This window comes from Halanaerobium polyolivorans (genome assembly GCF_020711195.1).
Lineage (GTDB): Bacteria > Bacillota > Halanaerobiia > Halanaerobiales > Halanaerobiaceae > Halanaerobium > Halanaerobium polyolivorans.
Map to the genome: position 1 here is coordinate 40020 of NZ_JAJFAT010000013.1, position 16734 is coordinate 56753.

Sequence of the window (16734 nt, forward strand, 5' to 3'; positions counted from 1 at the left end):
TTTAAATATCACTTGGCTTGTCACCAACTATTCCGAAGAGGATCTCAGTACTTCCATCTCTTGTGATTTTAAACATTATTTCTTCTCCAACTTCTTTATTGCGAATTATTTCTGCTACATCAGAAGTGGATTCAATTTTTTGGCGGTCAATTTCTTTTATAACATCATAATTTTCCAGGCCTGCTTCTTCAGCAGGACTATCTTCATAAACTTCAATTACTATAACTCCCTCACGATTTTCGAGCTTGAAATAGCTCTGCATTTCTGAACTGATATTACTAAAAGCTATTCCAATCCAGGGTTGAGTTATTTCACCTGTTTCTTTAAGTTGAGTTATTATACCTTTAGCTTCATTAATGGGTATTGCAAAACCGATTCCCTGGCCTGCAGCAGAAACAGCTGTATTAATACCTATTACTTCACCTTTATTGTTAAGCAGAGGTCCACCACTATTGCCGGGATTAATCGCAGCATCAAGCTGAATTAGGTTTTGATAGGTTCTAACCTGTCTACTTTCTGTTGGGATTTGAATTGGTCTTCCTAAAGCACTAATCACTCCAACAGTTACCGTGTGTTCAAAACCAAAAGGATTTCCGATTGCTATTGCCCAATCACCAGGCCTAATTTTATCTGAGTCACCTAAACTAACAGCAGACAGATCTTGATCGGTTTCAACTTTTAAAACCGCCAGATCCAAACTAAAATCTGACCAGATAACTTCTGCTTTTAAGGGATCATCGATATTATTTATTTCAACTTCAACCTTATCTGAATTCTGGATTACATGTTGATTTGTTAGTATATAACCTTCTTCAGAAACTATAAAGCCTGAGCCAAATCCCTGCTGTTCTCTGGGACCTTGATCAGGTATCTGAAAACGATCACCAAAGAAAAAACGGAAATATGGATCATCGAAAATATCAGGTAATTCCCGCTGGGTACTCACCTCAGCTGTTGTGGTTACTTTAACCACACTATTATCAACCTGTTCTGCTATATCGGCAAAATGATTACTCTGATAAATATTCTCACTTTGTTGAGCTGCTGCACCCATAGTAAAAGAAAAAACAAGTGCTAAAATCAGAAAAGATAAAAATAACTTAGCTACTAACTTTTTAGCAGATCTTTGTTTTAATATATCCATCTCAAACACCCACCTTAATTAAATAAATTTCGCTAATCTCTTTAACTAATAATATAACAAATTTATATTAAAAATCAATTAGAAAGATATTAAGCTCAGATTAAAATCAATTTTTTGCCTGATCTTTAACTTTTTCCATTTCTGCTTCAATTTCCGCCTGATCACCTAGATAATAACTATCTTTGACATTCATCTTCTCATCAAATTCATAAACCAGTGGTCTGCCGGTTGGAATATTTAAAGAACTAATTTCATCATCAGAAATATTATCTAAATGTTTGACAAGTGCTCTTAAACTATTCCCATGGGCTGATACGATAATTTTTTGACCTGCTTTAATTTTAGGTACAATTTCTTTTTCCCAGAAAGGCATCACCCTTTCTATTGTCATTGCTAAACTTTCTGCCGCCGGTAATTCGCTTTCTGAGAGTTCTTCATATTTTTTTTCATGTCTGGGATGACGAGAATCATCTTCATCTAAAGCAGGTGGTGGAGTATCAAAACTCCTTCTCCAGATATGAACCTGTTCTTCCCCAACCTTTTCTGCCATTTCTGCCTTGTTCAAACCCTGTAAATCACCATAATGTCTTTCATTTAACTTCCATGATTTTATAACAGGTATCCAGTGGAGGTTCATAATATCCAAAACAATATTTAAAGTTTTTGTTGCCCTTTTTAAATAGGAGGTAAATGCCAAATCAAAAGTAAAGCCCTCTTTTTTTAATATTTCCCCTGCAGCTTCTGCTTCTTTTACTCCCTGTTCACTTAAATCCACATCGGTCCAGCCGGTAAATTTGTTGGCCAGATTCCATTCACTTTGACCATGTCTAACAAAAACAATCTTTTTCATTAAATATCACCCTTTCTTGACTCTAAATTAAAGCTTAATAAATTTAGCTCAAAAAAGCTATTAAGCAATTAACAAATTTTACTGCTATAATTAAATTAAAATCTTAAAAATTTTAGCAGCTTGATACTAAAACTTTTTACCGATAAATTCTAAGATAAGTATTATTACTGCTCCAGCCAGAAAGAAATAGAGACCTTCTAATTGGAGCCTGGCCGGAAAAACAGCTGCACTAGAACCGAGTATTAATCCAGTCAGCACAGTCATTATTTGCTGCTGATATTTTTTTAATAAAAAAGAAAATAACCAGGCAAAGATTAATAAACCAAAGACAATTCCTAAGGCAAATATACTTAAATATAGTATTTGAAAATTATTAACTGCTGCCAGAATGGGATGATATAAACCCATTAAAACAAGTAAAGTGCTTCCACTTATTCCCGGGATAATCATGGCAATACTGCCAATAAAACCTCCCCAAAAATATCTCATCAGACCACTGCCAGCACTTATATTGACCCCGATCCCCAGGCTGATTAATAAGGCTAAACCAAAGGAAATTATTAAAAATAATATTTTCATAAAGTTGATTCGACCGATTTTCTGATAAGTAGAATGAGCCGAGGTTAACACCAGACCAAAGAGAAAATAATTTAGCAGTAAGGGACTGGTAGAATAAAAATCACTTATTACTGCTGCTCCAAGATAAACTCCTAATAAAGCTCCTAAGCCAATTACACTTAATTTTTTTAATGAAATATTTTTAATTGCCTTGATCAATGTTTCATAAATACTTAAAACAACAGCTATAGTTCCCCCACTGACCCCTGGCAAGGTATTTGCAATTCCGATCGGAATAGATTTAAAAAATAAAGGGATATATCTAATTTTATCTGGCAAAAAAATCTTCCTTTCTCTCTTGATTAAGCTCTTTTCTCTATCTAAATCTAATTAATATATTCAAGATTATCTTAGTCAATACCTGCCTATTTACGAAAATAAAAAAACTTCAGTTCATAAAATAATCATAAACTGAAGTGTTTTTAGCTAATTTTTCTTTTAAAATTAATAAAATATTGTTCTTATACCTTACTGCCGGGTCTGGTGATTTCTACATTGTCTTCACATAATTTGCACTGGCCAGCCTTATATGATTTGATATCCATCTGCAGCAGTGGTTTGAATTTATATTTAAAATCAACCTGACCATTACTTCTATCAATAATTGAACTGATCCCAAGTATTTCTACATCCAGTCCCTCTAATAAAGCCAATACTTCTTTAACAGAGCCTCCGGTTGTAACAACATCTTCAACAACCAAAATTTTAGCTCCCGGTTTTATTTCAAATCCTCTTCTAATCTGCATCTGACCATTTTTTCTTTCACTGAAAATTGAAGGAACCCCAATTTCTGCAGCTACAGCATATGATAATACAACCCCACCTAAAGCAGGTCCGATAACTATATCAACCTCTACATCTTCCCATTTTTTTGCTATTTCTGCTGCCAGGGTTGATGCATGTTCAGGGTGCTGCAGAACTTTTGCACACTGCATATAAATATCTGCATGTCTACCTGAACTTAAAACAAAATGTCCTTCTTGAATTACACCTGTTTCTACTAAGAGTTCTCTGATTTCTTTTTCTGTCATTTTTTTCACCTCTCCATATAATTTAAATTAATGTGCAGCTCCAATTAAAGATGATAACTTTTGGATTTTATGCTTTCTTAAATAACTCTTGATTTCTTCGATTATTCTTAGAGCAGCTGTTGGTTCAAGCATATTTATGGTTCCAATTCCCACAGCAGAAGCTCCGGCTAAAATGAATTCTAAAACATCTTCTCCAGAACTTACCCCTCCAAGGCCGATGATAGGTATTTCTAATTTTTTATAACTTTGATAAACCATTTTTAGGGCTACTGGTTTAATTGCTGGCCCTGAAAGACCACCAAAGGTATTGGCCAAAAGTGGCTCCTGTTTATCAATATCTATTTTCAGAGCAGATAAGGTATTGATCATTGCAACTGCATCTGCTCCTGCTTTCTGAGCAGCCAGGGCAGTTGATGTAATATCTGTAATATTTGGAGTTAATTTTACTATTATGTAACCAGAATAAATTTCTCTAATCTTTTTGCTGATCTGATATACTTTTTCCGGGTCTGTACCAAAAATCATCCCTCCCCCTTTAATGTTTGGGCAGGAAAGATTAACCTCCAAACCTGCTATTTCAGGCCGATCGTTTAATTTATCTGCTAAAGTTAAAAAGTCTTCTGGGCTGTAACCGGAGATATTGGCGAAAATAGGCAGACTGTATTCTCTGCACTGAGGAAGTATTTCACTTATAAACGTATCTACTCCTGGATTTTCTAAACCTATGGAATTGATAATACCGGCAGCGGTTTCGGCTATTCTAGGTGTTTTGTTACCTTTTTGGGCATCAACAGTGATTCCTTTAGTGCAGAATGCCCCTAATTTATTGATATCAAAATAATCATTTAATTCTTCACCATTACCACAGGTCCCAGATGCGGTTATTAGAGGGTTAGATAATTTTAGATCATCACCTTTATTTGCCTTTAAAATTGTTCTTAAATCAAGTTTTTTATCACTCACAATATTTTACCTCCCCAAAAGCAAAAACCGGGCCTTCAACACAGGCTCTTTTATTTTTTTCATTCTCATTTCTGCTTTCACAGCTGCAGGATAAACAAACTCCAAAACCACAGCCCATTCTCTTTTCTATAGAAATTTCACCTGGAATTTTCTCTTTTAAAGCTTTAATCTCAACTGCAGATAACAAAGGTTCAGGTCCACAGCAGTAAACAAAAGAGGGAAGTTCAGATTTTAAATAATTATCCCATAGTCTGAGGGCGGTTCCCTTTATCTCTAATTTTTCTTCCATCGCTGCTAAATGTATTTCTACACCTAGGTTTTTAAATTTATCTGCAAAAAAATCTAATTCCGCTTTATTTGCAGCACCTAAAAACACTTTTATGGGTAAATCCTTTAATTTTTTTGCTAAAAGATACAGAGGTGCTATCCCCATTCCACCACCAATCAGATGAATATTAGCACTTTGTCTATCACTTATGCTAAAAGGACTGCCAAGTGGTCCTAAAAGATCAAGTTTTTCACCTGGATTATAATTGGCCAGTATTTCCGTCCCTTTCCCAACTACTTTATAAACAAATTCTACTCTTTTGCTTTCATTTGAAAAATCAAAAACACTTAATGGTCTTCTCAGAAGAGGATCATAACTATTAATTCCACTCAGCTTTATATTAAAAAACTGACCTGCTTTAACTTCCTTTTCTAGACCTTCACACTTTAAAACAAGGTGATAAATATCTGGACCAACTTCTTTATTGGAAAATATTTCGTACATCTATTCTGCCTCCTTAGGGCCGAGAAAAATACCCTCTATTATAGGTCTAAAACCGAATTAATATCTTCTTTCATTTTTTTAGCAGCTAAAGCAGCTGCATCAGCAAAGTTTTTAGCTCCAAATTCTTTGTATTCGTCTTTTCTGTAAGCAAAGTTAATTCCCCGCGAAGAATTTATAACTGCTCCTCTACCCTCTTTATCAAAAGCGGCTTTAACATCTTCTGCTCCTCCACCTTGAGCTCCATAGCCAGGAATCAAAAAGAAAAGCGAAGGAGTTAAGGTTCTTAACTGAGCAAGTTCTCGCGGGTAAGTTGCTCCAACAACTGCAGCAAGATTTGAATATCCACTTTGACCCTTGTATTTTTCAGCAGTCCTGCCCAAAAAGAGGGCTACTTCTTCGTAAACTTTTTTTCCATTAGCTAATTTTAAATCCTGAATATCTCCAGAAGAGGGATTAGATGTTTTTAAGAGGGCAAAAGCTCCTTTAGTTTTATCTTCCAGAAAAGGAGTAATTCCATCTCTACCAAGATAAGGATTGATAGTTAAAGAATCAGCTCCAGAATCTATATTTAAATATGCTTCTGCATAGGCTTTTGCTGTTGAGCCTATATCATTTCTTTTCCCATCTAATAAAATTAATAAGCCTTTTTCTCTGGCATAATAAATTGTTTCCCAGAGGGCCTCCATACCTGCAGTACCCAATTTTTCATAAAAAGCCATTTGTGGTTTTACCACAGCTGTATGATCTGCCACTGCTGTTATTATTTCTTGATTGAATTCTAATATGGCTGCAGCAATTTCTCTATGGTTAGCCTCGATATTTTTTAATAACTCTGGATCAAGAATAGAAGTTGGCATTAAATTTAAATGAGGATCTAGGCCAACACAGATTCTAGAATTTTTTACTTCTATCTTTTCGATCAAATTATCAATAAAGTACTTCATTTTTGCCTCCTCTATCATCATAAACCATTTTACCTTCAACAAATGTCACTTCATTTTTACCAGAAAGTTCATAGCCGGCAAAAGGAGTATTTTTACCTTTAGACTTGAATTTTTCTTTTTCAACTGTCCAACTGCGGGCAGGATTAAAGATGATCAAATCTGCTGTAGAGCCTTTTTTAATTCCTTCAGCCTCTACATTTAATATTTCAGCCGGTTTATAATAATACATATTTATGAGTTCATTCCAGCTAATATCATTGTTTTTAATAAAATATTCATAGAGCAGAGCCAAAGCTGTCTCCAGGCCTGAAATACCATTTGCCGCATAATCATATTCACCCAGTTTATCTTCAAAAGTGTGAGGAGCATGATCAGTTGCCAGAACATCTATTTCTCCTGCCTTAAGTGCTTTTCTTAATACTTCTACATCTCTTTTTGACCGAAGTGGGGGATGAACCTTGGTGTCAGGATTATAGTCACCAACAGACTTATCTGTTAAAATCAAATGATGCGGAGTAACTTCAAAAGTAACATTGATTCCTCTTTTTTTAGCAGCGATAACCTGTTTTAAACTACCCTCTGTACTCAGATGAGCTATGTGGAGGTGAATCCCTGTCATTTCAGCAAGTACTATGTCACGGGAGACCATTATTTCTTCTGAGGCGGCAGGAATCCCGTTTAGTCCATAGATGGTTGAATAATATCCTTCATGCATTACTCCGTCTTTGCTTAAATTTTTATCTTCACAGTGATCTATGATCGGCAGATCAAAAGCTGAGGCATATTCCATTGCCCTCCTCATTATCTCTGAGTTCATTACCGGATTACCATCATCGGTAAGGGCCTTAACCCCTGTTTTAGCCAGAGTTCCGATCTCTGATAATTTTTCTCCCTTGCTGCCCTGGGTTATACTACCAACAGGATATACTTTAACCAGAGCTTCTTTTGATTTCAAGTTTAAATGTTCAACAACTGCTGGATTATCAGCAACGGGATTTGTATTAGGCATTGCTGCTACTGCAGAAAAACCACCTGCTGCTGCAGCTTCACAGCCTGTTTTAACTGTTTCTTTATCTTCATAACCTGGTTCTCTTAAATGAGTGTGCATATCTATTAAAGCAGGAATTACAACTTTATCTGTGGCATCAATTAATTCATAACCTTGATTTTTGATATTTTCACTGATCTGAATAACATTTTTACCTTCAATCAGAATATCATATTTGCCTTCTAAATCATTGCGGGGATCAAAAACTTCTGCATTTTTAATTAAGGTTTTCATTATCTACTTCCCTCCCTGCCAGCAAGTATAAGAGTGCCATTCTAATTGCTACTCCATTTTTTACCTGTTCTGTAATTACCGATTGACTGCTGTCTGCTACAGAGCTCTCTATTTCTATACCCCTATTCATAGGGCCAGGATGCATAATCAGTGCTTTTTTACCGATTCTCTGCAGTCTTTCTTTATTCATCCCATAGATTTCTCTATATTCCCTAATCGAAGGGAAAAGACCACTTTCCTGTCTTTCCATCTGAATTCTTAATATATTTACCACATCAACATTTTCTAAAGCCTGATCCAGATTATTATAAACTTTTACACCCATTTTTTCTATTTCTCTGGGTAATAATGTTTGGGGGCCAGCTACACTAACCTGAGCTCCCATTTTATTTAAACCCCAGATATTAGATCTGGCCACTCTACTGTGAGCTATATCTCCCACAATTAATACATTTAAACCTTCGATCTGGCCAAAATTTTCTTTAATACTGTAAATATCCAATAGAGCCTGGGTTGGATGAGCATGAGCACCATCTCCAGCATTTAAAACACTGGCCGAGATGTTTTCTGCTAAAAATTGAGCAGCTCCCGGTGCACTATGCCTAATCACAACTACATCAGCCCCCATAACCTCCATTGTTTTTGCTGTATCAAGAAGGCTTTCTCCTTTGGCAATACTGCTGCCTGACTTGGAAATACTCATCACATCTGCACTTAATCTTTTGGCAGCCAGGTTAAAAGAAAACTTAGTTCTTGTACTGGGTTCATAAAAAAGATTAATAACAGTTTTACCGCGCAGTGTAGGTACTTTTTTGACAGTTCTTGTTAATATATCTTTCATAGCTACAGCAGTCTCTAGAATTTCTTTGATTTCTTCTGCTGAAGCATCATATAGTCCTAAAAAATCTTTTCTTTTTAAGCTCATCACTTTACCTCCCCTGAATTAAATAGATAATCTTAACTGCTTTCATAACCTAATTCTCTGTCCATAGCTAATGCTTCTTCTTCATTTTTTTCCATTAGAGTTTTTTCCTTATTAGCTTCTGGTAAGATTAAGTTCATTATTATTGCAACAAGGGCTGCCAGTCCCATTCCGGCAAACTCGAGGCCCAGGAATGTGATTGTTAGATTGCTTATTCCAACCAGTAAGGTTACAGATACAATGACTAAATTCCTATTATTTGAAAGATCAACCTGATTTTCTACTAAAGTTCTTAAACCTATAGAAGCTATCATTCCAAACAGCAGGAAGACTATTCCTCCCATTACTGCTGCAGGTATTGTTCTAATTAAAACCCCAATTTTTTGGACAAAACTACTTAATATTACTATTACCGCTGTCAGCTGAATAATAATTGGATTATAGACTTTAGTAATTGCTAAAACTCCAACATTCTCACCATAGGTTGTATTTGGTGGTCCACCAAAAAGCCCGGCTACCAAGGTTGCTATTCCATCACCTAATAATGTTCTATGCAGACCCGGCTCGTTGATAAAATCTTTTTCTGTGGTTGTACTGATTGCCAATACATCTCCTAAGTGCTCAACAATTGTGACAAGGGCTATTGGTGCAACAAGAGTGATAGCTCTTAAATTACCATTGATTACAGGAAAGGAAAACTGAGGGAAGGCGATCCAGGAAGCTTCCATTACAGGGGTGAAATCTACTATACCCATAAAAGCGGCGAAAATATATCCCCCTATTATCCCCAATAAGATTGGAATGACCTTTATTATTCCTTTGGCAAAAACACTTATTGCAACTGCTATGGAGAGGGTTACAAAGGCTGTTAAAAGGTGTTCAGATGCCATGTCTCTGGCAGTTGGTGCCAAACCAAGACCAATAGTTATTATAACTGGTCCAACCACAACCGGTGGTAATAATTTGCGGAAAAAATCAGTTCCTACCAGCTTAATTATTACTGACATAAGTGCATAGACAAGTCCAACCGTCATGATTCCCAACATCGCTCCATCAACACCAAATTGATTCTGGGCTGCTATAATTGGAGCAATAAAGGCAAAAGAAGAACCAAGATAGGCTGGTACTTTTGCTCCAGTTATAAAATGAAAGATTAAGGTTCCTAAACCCGAGGTGAATAAAGCAACTGCAGGATTTAAACCTGTTAGAGAAGGGACAAGAACCGTAGCTCCGAACATTGCAAACATATGCTGTAATGATAAAATGAAAAGTCTCTGATTATTAATCCCATCTTCTTTAAGATCATTTAAATTTCTTTTAGTCTGTTTGATCAAGCTCATTTTTTTCCTCCTAAAATTTGTATTTAAACATTAAAAAAACTTCTTAACAGTTAGACTGATAAGAAGTTAACAAAGCCAGAGCTTAAAATAGCTCTCTATGTTCTCCTTATCTGCCTCACTGGACTGATTTAAAGGATATATTTAACTTTTATTTTTCTCTAATAATAAAACTAAATCTTTACCATCTATTTCTTTGAAATTTACATCTACAACCTCATTTTTTGCAGTTGGAAGGTTCTTACCAACAAAATCAGCTCTAATCGGTAGTTCGCGATGGCCGCGATCGATCATTATAGCCAGCTGAATCTGCTTTGGTCTACCAAGATCGATCAAAGCATCTAAGGCCGCTCTTACAGTTCTTCCCGTATAAAGTACATCATCAACTAAAACAACCTTTTTTCCCGTGATATCAAAGGGTATTTCGGTCCGGTGAACTATTGGCTGATAGGCAATAGTTGATAAATCATCTCTGTAAAGGGTAATATCTAAAATACCTGTTTCTATCTCTACATTTTCTATTTCTTCAATTTTAGCAGCTAATCTTTCTGCTAAAGGAACCCCTCTTGTTCTTATTCCGATCAGAACAAGATCCTCTGTTCCTTTGTTTTTCTCAAGAATCTCATGAGCTATTCTTGTAATAGCTCTGCCCATTGCATCAGAATCGATAATTTCTTTTTTCTTTTTCATTTCTGATTCCATAACTATATTACCTCCTTTGGGGAAGAATATAAATTTACATAAAAAAACCCTCTTAGGGCAAGTAAGAAGGTGGTTAAATTCTATATTTTCCCTTACTAGCCTCTCTGGACTAATTTAAAAGAATATTTTTATTTGAATTAATGATATCAGACCAGCTATATTAAGTCAAGAAATTTAATCGATTTTCTGCTTAAATTTGCAATAATAAAACCCCCGGCAGGACCGGGAGTTTTATTAAAGATAATTCAATTAAGATTATAGATATAATTAACATATTTAATATAATAACGATTAATTAAAATGTGAAACCTAGGAATAACATTGCTGCAGTTATTAAAACAGCTATAGTACATGCAGGTGGATCAATGTGAGTATCTCCCCAGTCATAGAATAGACGGGCAAAGAACTCACCGATAAAGGCTCCTAAAATACCAAATATTCCACCCCAGATAACACTTCCAGTAGCCATTGCTGCAGCTGCCGCCGGGAATGCAATATGGTGGGTAACAGGACCTTTACCCATAGTCTGTAGAATAATTAAAGAAGCAGCAGTTATACCGAACATAATGAATACACTACCTGTAACAAGGGTGATATGACCTGCAACTAAGCCAACACCTAAACCAAGTGGTAATAATTGAGATGCATTCATCTGCCAGGGTAACCAGGCAATCTCAGAAGGTGGGCTCCATCTAGAATCACTTTTTTCCGGATCATAAGTACCAAAAATACCAGTATCACTAAAGGCAAGTCTATGCACAAAAGCAGAGATAGCAACTGTTAGAGCGATAGTATCAGTAGGTGTTCCAATATTAGCGAAAAATGCTTCAACAACTAAACCAAGGATACCAAAAATACCACCGATTAATAATATATCCCAGTTTTCTTCGATTCCATATAATGGAGCTAAAATATCAGCACCACTTTCCAGCCTACCTTTTTGACCAGCATATGCGGTTGCAGCAGCTCCACCACCAAAAGCAATATGAGGTCCAAAGAGAGTTCCAAATCCAATTGCTCCTGTGATAGAAGCTCCACCAGTAGCAAGAGCAAGTGCTTCACCAGCCAGAACTGCAAAACCACAGAAAATAAAGGCAGGTAATGCACCTAAAGCAGCACCAAAGAGTCCACCACCAAAAGCAGCAAGTACAGCGTTCATACCTATACCAAACATTTTATTATGCCTCCTTTAATTTAAAGAGTTCATAAACAAAGCACAGTACAGATAAATAGGAATCTTTTCACATTTTACGCCTTAACAATCCCCTCCTTTTTTTCATTTAGTCTCGGCAGAGAAAAATTCTCTATCGACAGAGTTATTTAATCAGAACAAACAAAAGTCACAATTAAATATGCCAGAATAGAGAATTACCATGCCTTCCCTTTATTTTATGTATATTTTATCACCTTTTTTAGCAATTGTCAAAATATTCGCATTAAATCAATTTTGCCTTATTTTAACTTTTTTATTTATAAAAAAGAAAAGCAAAAAGCAGCTATGAAATCACAACTGATTTTTGCCTTTGAATTTACTTAACATAATCCTGTAGGGCTCTGTATTCAACCCTATCTCCTGCTTTAATCTCTTTTAATACTTTTAGCATCGCTTCTGTAGTATCAAGTGAAGTCAGACAGGGAATCCCCATCTCAACTGCACTTCTTCTTATTTTAAAACCATCCCGCTCCGGAATTTTGCCTTTTGTTAAAGTATTGATAACAAGATCAACTTTATCTTCAGAAATCAATTCAAGCGCATTTGGAGAACCTTCATCTATTTTTTTAATTTCTTTTACTTTAAGGCCTTTTTTCTTTAATTCTGCTGCAGTTCCACTGGTAGCAGAAATTTCAAAGCCTAGCTCGGCAAAATCTTTTATATACTCTACCGCCTCTGCTTTATCTTTATCTGCAATGGTGGCTAAAATTCTTCCCTCTCTTGGTATTTCCAAACCAGCTGCAATTAGACCTTTATAAAGAGCTTTTTCATAGTTTTCCGCCAGACCTAAAACCTCTCCGGTGGATTTCATTTCAGGTCCAAGATTTGTATCAACCTGGGTCAGCTTAGAAAAAGAAAATACAGGAACTTTTACAGCATAATGTGATTTTTCAGCTAGCAATCCACTTTCCCAGCCTAAATCCTTTAGTTTGATTCCCAACAATGCTTTAGTTGCCAGATCAACCATTGCTACCCCGGTAACTTTACTTAAGTAGGGAATGGTCCTGCTTGATCTAGGATTAACTTCTATAACATAGACTTTATCATCATTGACAACATATTGAATGTTGATGACTCCCTCTACATTAAGCTTTTTACTTATTTTGATGCTGTATTCTTCAATTTTCTCTTTTATTGCCTGGGAAAGATTATGGGGAGGATAAACAGCAATACTGTCACCAGAATGAACACCTGCCCTTTCCACATGTTCCATTATTCCCGGCAGAATAACAGTCTCACCATCTGAGATTGCATCAACTTCAACCTCGGTCCCGGTCAAATATTTGTCTATCAAAACAGGTCTGTCCGGAGAAACTTTAACAGCATTTTTCATATATTCTTCTAATTCTTTTTCGTTATATACCACTTCCATTGCCCTACCACCTAATACATAAGATGGTCTGACCAGAACCGGATATTCAATTTCAGCTGCAATTTCTGCTGCTTCTGCAAGAGAGGCAGCTGTTTTCCCAGCCGGGGTGGGGATAGCCAGTTCTTTTAAAAGCTTAATAAATCTATCTCTGTCTTCTGCTAAGTCGATCGAATCTACAGAAGTACCCAGGATATTAACACCCTCATCAGCTAATTTAGCAGCCAAATTTATCGCTGTCTGTCCTCCAAACTGAACGATTACACCTTCCGGTTTTTCATTCTCAATAATATGCATCACATCTTCTTTTGTTAAAGGCTCAAAATATAATCTGTCAGATGTATCAAAATCTGTACTGACCGTTTCGGGATTATTATTAACTATGATAGATTCATAACCCTCTTCGTGTAATGACCAGGCAGAATGGACACTACAGTAATCAAATTCTATTCCCTGACCGATTCTGATCGGGCCGGAGCCTAGAACCATAATTTTTTTCTTGGCTGTAGCTTCAGCTTCATTGACCTTTTCATAACTTGAATAATAATATGGGGTTGCTGCTTCAAATTCTGCTGCACAGGTATCTACCATCTTATAAACCGGTTTAATATTCAGCTCTTCTCTGATTTCCTTAATTTCATTTTCTTCTAAAGCGGTAAGCAGAGCGATTTCTTGGTCAGAAAAGCCCATTTCTTTGGCCTTAAAAATAACTGCTTCAGCTTTTATTAGATCCTTTCCTTTTAAACTCTGCAGTCTTTTTTCTAAATCTGTTATATTCTTTATTTTGTGCAGAAAAAAAGTACTTATTTTCGTGATCTGATGAATTTTGTCTACACTCCAGCCTCTTCTCAGTGCTTCTGCTATCACAAATAATCTGTTATCATCTGCTGCATAAAGAAAATCCTTGATCTGCTGATCAGATAAATCTCTAAATTCTTCTAAATAAAAGCCATATCTCCCTATTTCCAAGGACCTGACAGCTTTAAGCATCGATGATTCCAGATTTCTTTCAATAGCCATTACTTCACCGGTGGCTTTCATTTGTGTTCCTAAATCACGATCTGCATAATGAAATTTATCAAAGGGCCAGCGTGGTATTTTAAAAACCACATAATCTAAGGCTGGTTCAAAACAGGCAGTAGTTTTACCTGTTATGGCATTATCTATTTCATCTAAATTATAGCCTAAAGCTATCCGAGCAGAAACTTTTGCGATCGGATAACCTGTTGCTTTAGAGGCTAGAGCACTTGAACGACTTACCCGGGGGTTAACCTCAATTATATAATACTGAAAACTATCTGGGTCTAAGGCATATTGGACATTACAGCCTCCTTCGATCCCTAAAGCCCTGATTATCTTCAAAGCAGAAGTTCTAAACATCTGATATTCTTTATCACTTAAGGTTTGACTCGGGGCTACAACAATACTATCACCTGTATGCACACCTACCGGATCAAAGTTTTCCATATTACAAACTACTATACAGTTATCATTTGCATCTCTCATAACCTCATATTCTATCTCTTTCCAGCCCTTGATACTTTTTTCTATCAAAACCTGACCGATCAGGCTGTGTTTAAAACCTCTGGTGGTAATCTCTTTTAATTCTTCTAAATTATCTGCTACTCCACCACCAGTGCCTCCCATGGTATAGGCTGGTCTAACAATTACAGGAAAACCAATCTTTTTTGCAATCTCTTTAGCTTCTTCTATGTTTTCAGCAATTTTACTATCAAGTACCGGCTCACCTATTTGATCCATCAATTCTTTAAATGTATTTCTATCTTCTGCCTTTTCGATTGTTTTGATAGGAGTACCTAATAATTCCACATCTAGTTCATCTAAAATTTTGCTTTCGGCAAGGTCTATAGCTAAATTAAGGGCTATTTGACCCCCCAGAGTTGGAATTAAACCATCTGGATTTTCTTTTCTTAAAATCTCGATAATACTTTCTACCGTTAAAGGTTCGATATAGACTCTATCTGCCATATTTTCATCTGTCATTATTGTGGCAGGATTACTATTAACTAAAACTACCTCTATTCCCTCTTCTTTTAGAGCTCTACAGGCCTGGCTCCCGGAATAATCAAATTCTGCAGCCTGACCGATAATTATTGGGCCTGATCCAATTACCATAACTTTTTTAATATCTTCTCTTTTAGGCATAATACCTCCTTAAGTTTTAACTGCTATTTTTTGAGCATTGCAATAAATTGATCAAATAAATAATGAGAATCCTCTGGTCCAGGTGATCCTTCAGGATGATACTGCACAGAAAAAGCTGGATATTTTTTGTGTTTGATTCCTTCTATAGTATTGTCATTGACATTAAGATGGGTGATCTCTATATCTAAACCCTCTAATGAATCTTTTTTTACTGCAAAACCATGGTTTTGAGAACTTATATAAACCCTGCCGTTTTCTAAATCTTTTACAGGGTGATTTGCACCTCTGTGGCCAAATTTAAGCTTATATGTTTCGGCTCCACAGGCCATAGCAAGCAGCTGATGGCCGAGACAAATACCAAAAATTACTGTTTTACCCAATAAAGCTTTGATGGTCTCTGCAATATAGGCTGCATCTTCTGGATCTCCAGGGCCATTTGAAAACATCACCCCATCAGGGTTAAAAGCTAAAATCTCCTCAGCCGTAAATGAAGCAGGTACAACTATTACCTCAGCTCCCCTTTTTAAGAGTGAATTTTTGATATTATCTTTTGCTCCTGAGTCAACTAATACAACCCGCTGCTCTTTTCCTTCACCATATTTTTTCACTTCATTGGTAGTTACCTGAGCAACAAGATCTCTACCTGATAAGCCGGGAACTGCTCTAGCTTTTGCTATTAATTTTTCTTCACTTAAAGCTTCTGTTGTTATAATCCCCCGCATTGTTCCCTGGCGGCGTAAAATTTTGGTTAGAGCTCTGGTATCTATACCTGTGATCCCTGTAATATTATTTTCCTTTAAATATAATTCAAGTTCTTTTTCCAGTCTCCAGTTTTCAGGATTATTTGAAAACTCCTTAACTATAAAACCATTAACATGAGCTTTGATAGATTCGAAATCATCAAAATTGATGCCATAATTACCTATTAAGGGATAGGTCATACAAACTATCTCCCCCTTATAAGAGGGGTCGGTTAAGATTTCTTGATAGCCGGTCATACTGGTATTAAACACGATTTCTCCACTTGTTTCTGCTACTTTTCCAAAAATCTCACCTTCGAAAATACTCCCTTCTTCTAAAACAAGTCTGGCTTTTTGCATATATAAACCTCCACTTCCTATTTTAAATTGCTTAGAAAAGACTCTTTAAAAAAATAAAACCTTCTCCCAGATGGTGGCAAGAAGGTTTAATATCAATTAGAAAAATTTGCTAAAAGATATAAAAGTGCTTAGAATTTTAGTGCTCTCTAATTTTAAAGCAATCTTCCTTTGCCAGCCTCTCTGGACTGATTTAAAAGGACAAATATATTTTTTATTATTGTGCTTTAGTTTAACATCAAAATTCTAAGCTGTCAATAGCTGCAAAGTGCATTTATATTGCAAAAATGCTATTATCCGTGTATACAGCCATATATTTTTGCT

Annotated in this window: 14 protein-coding genes; all 14 read right to left on the bottom strand. The window is 36.0% G+C overall.

Annotation, left to right across the window (positions count from 1 at the left end):
* Position 1: 1 nt before the first annotated feature.
* Positions 2–1144 carry a S1C family serine protease gene (locus tag LJ207_RS09515; protein WP_229346264.1) on the bottom strand — a complete coding sequence of 381 codons (1143 nt, stop codon included), beginning with the start codon at positions 1142–1144 and terminating at the stop codon, positions 2–4.
* A 106-nt stretch (positions 1145–1250) separates the two neighbouring features.
* Entirely contained in the window at positions 1251–1994 is a 744-nt protein-coding gene (gene gpmA / locus LJ207_RS09520; protein ID WP_229346265.1) for a 2,3-diphosphoglycerate-dependent phosphoglycerate mutase, read from the bottom strand.
* 126 nt (positions 1995–2120) lie between these two features.
* Entirely contained in the window at positions 2121–2891 is a 771-nt protein-coding gene (locus LJ207_RS09525) for a DUF368 domain-containing protein (protein WP_229346266.1), read from the bottom strand.
* Positions 2892–3073: 182 nt separating this feature from the next.
* Positions 3074–3643, bottom strand: a complete 570-nt coding sequence (pyrE, locus tag LJ207_RS09530) for an orotate phosphoribosyltransferase (RefSeq protein ID WP_229346267.1) — start codon at positions 3641–3643, stop codon at positions 3074–3076.
* A 27-nt stretch (positions 3644–3670) separates the two neighbouring features.
* Positions 3671–4606: a dihydroorotate dehydrogenase gene (locus tag LJ207_RS09535; protein WP_229346268.1), complete on the bottom strand. Its 936-nt coding sequence runs from the start codon at positions 4604–4606 to the stop codon at positions 3671–3673.
* Positions 4599–5378, bottom strand: a complete 780-nt coding sequence (locus LJ207_RS09540) for a dihydroorotate dehydrogenase electron transfer subunit (protein ID WP_229346269.1) — start codon at positions 5376–5378, stop codon at positions 4599–4601. Before LJ207_RS09540 ends, LJ207_RS09535 begins: the two co-directional genes overlap by 8 nt.
* Before the next feature lie 38 nt (positions 5379–5416).
* On the bottom strand, positions 5417–6322 hold the full coding sequence (gene pyrF / locus LJ207_RS09545; protein WP_229346270.1) for an orotidine-5'-phosphate decarboxylase: 906 nt from the start codon (positions 6320–6322) through the stop codon (positions 5417–5419).
* Entirely contained in the window at positions 6306–7604 is a 1299-nt protein-coding gene (locus tag LJ207_RS09550) for a dihydroorotase (RefSeq protein ID WP_229346271.1), read from the bottom strand. Before LJ207_RS09550 ends, pyrF begins: the two co-directional genes overlap by 17 nt.
* The gene (locus LJ207_RS09555) at positions 7588–8529 is read right to left on the bottom strand and encodes an aspartate carbamoyltransferase catalytic subunit (RefSeq protein ID WP_229346272.1); all 942 of its coding nucleotides are present in this window, start codon (positions 8527–8529) and stop codon (positions 7588–7590) included. The genes LJ207_RS09550 and LJ207_RS09555 overlap by 17 nt, the downstream gene beginning before the upstream one ends.
* Positions 8530–8561: 32 nt before the next feature.
* The gene (locus LJ207_RS09560; protein ID WP_229346273.1) at positions 8562–9866 is read right to left on the bottom strand and encodes a uracil-xanthine permease family protein; all 1305 of its coding nucleotides are present in this window, start codon (positions 9864–9866) and stop codon (positions 8562–8564) included.
* A gap of 141 nt (positions 9867–10007) precedes the next feature.
* Entirely contained in the window at positions 10008–10565 is a 558-nt protein-coding gene (gene pyrR / locus LJ207_RS09565) for a bifunctional pyr operon transcriptional regulator/uracil phosphoribosyltransferase PyrR (RefSeq protein ID WP_305038487.1), read from the bottom strand.
* A gap of 295 nt (positions 10566–10860) precedes the next feature.
* Positions 10861–11739 carry a DUF7973 family transport facilitator gene (locus LJ207_RS09570; RefSeq protein WP_229346274.1) on the bottom strand — a complete coding sequence of 293 codons (879 nt, stop codon included), beginning with the start codon at positions 11737–11739 and terminating at the stop codon, positions 10861–10863.
* A gap of 355 nt (positions 11740–12094) precedes the next feature.
* Positions 12095–15313 carry a carbamoyl-phosphate synthase large subunit gene (carB, locus tag LJ207_RS09575; protein WP_229346275.1) on the bottom strand — a complete coding sequence of 1073 codons (3219 nt, stop codon included), beginning with the start codon at positions 15311–15313 and terminating at the stop codon, positions 12095–12097.
* Between the two features lie 23 nt (positions 15314–15336).
* Entirely contained in the window at positions 15337–16413 is a 1077-nt protein-coding gene (gene carA, locus LJ207_RS09580; protein ID WP_229346276.1) for a glutamine-hydrolyzing carbamoyl-phosphate synthase small subunit, read from the bottom strand.
* Between the last annotated feature and the right edge of the window lie 321 nt (positions 16414–16734).

Excerpts from the sequence above, each read along its gene's own strand:
- LJ207_RS09515 (WP_229346264.1), bottom strand. The coding sequence starts at position 1,144 with ATGGATATATTAAAACAAAGATCTGCTAAAAAGTTAGTAGCTAAGTTA.
- gpmA (WP_229346265.1), bottom strand. The coding sequence starts at position 1,994 with ATGAAAAAGATTGTTTTTGTTAGACATGGTCAAAGTGAATGGAATCTG.
- pyrE (WP_229346267.1), bottom strand. The coding sequence starts at position 3,643 with ATGACAGAAAAAGAAATCAGAGAACTCTTAGTAGAAACAGGTGTAATT.
- LJ207_RS09540 (WP_229346269.1), bottom strand. The coding sequence starts at position 5,378 with ATGTACGAAATATTTTCCAATAAAGAAGTTGGTCCAGATATTTATCAC.
- pyrF (WP_229346270.1), bottom strand. The coding sequence starts at position 6,322 with ATGAAGTACTTTATTGATAATTTGATCGAAAAGATAGAAGTAAAAAAT.
- LJ207_RS09550 (WP_229346271.1), bottom strand. The coding sequence starts at position 7,604 with ATGAAAACCTTAATTAAAAATGCAGAAGTTTTTGATCCCCGCAATGAT.
- LJ207_RS09555 (WP_229346272.1), bottom strand. The coding sequence starts at position 8,529 with ATGAGCTTAAAAAGAAAAGATTTTTTAGGACTATATGATGCTTCAGCA.
- LJ207_RS09560 (WP_229346273.1), bottom strand. The coding sequence starts at position 9,866 with ATGAGCTTGATCAAACAGACTAAAAGAAATTTAAATGATCTTAAAGAA.
- pyrR (WP_305038487.1), bottom strand. The coding sequence starts at position 10,565 with ATGGAATCAGAAATGAAAAAGAAAAAAGAAATTATCGATTCTGATGCA.
- LJ207_RS09570 (WP_229346274.1), bottom strand. The coding sequence starts at position 11,739 with ATGTTTGGTATAGGTATGAACGCTGTACTTGCTGCTTTTGGTGGTGGA.
- carB (WP_229346275.1), bottom strand. The coding sequence starts at position 15,313 with ATGCCTAAAAGAGAAGATATTAAAAAAGTTATGGTAATTGGATCAGGC.
- carA (WP_229346276.1), bottom strand. The coding sequence starts at position 16,413 with ATGCAAAAAGCCAGACTTGTTTTAGAAGAAGGGAGTATTTTCGAAGGT.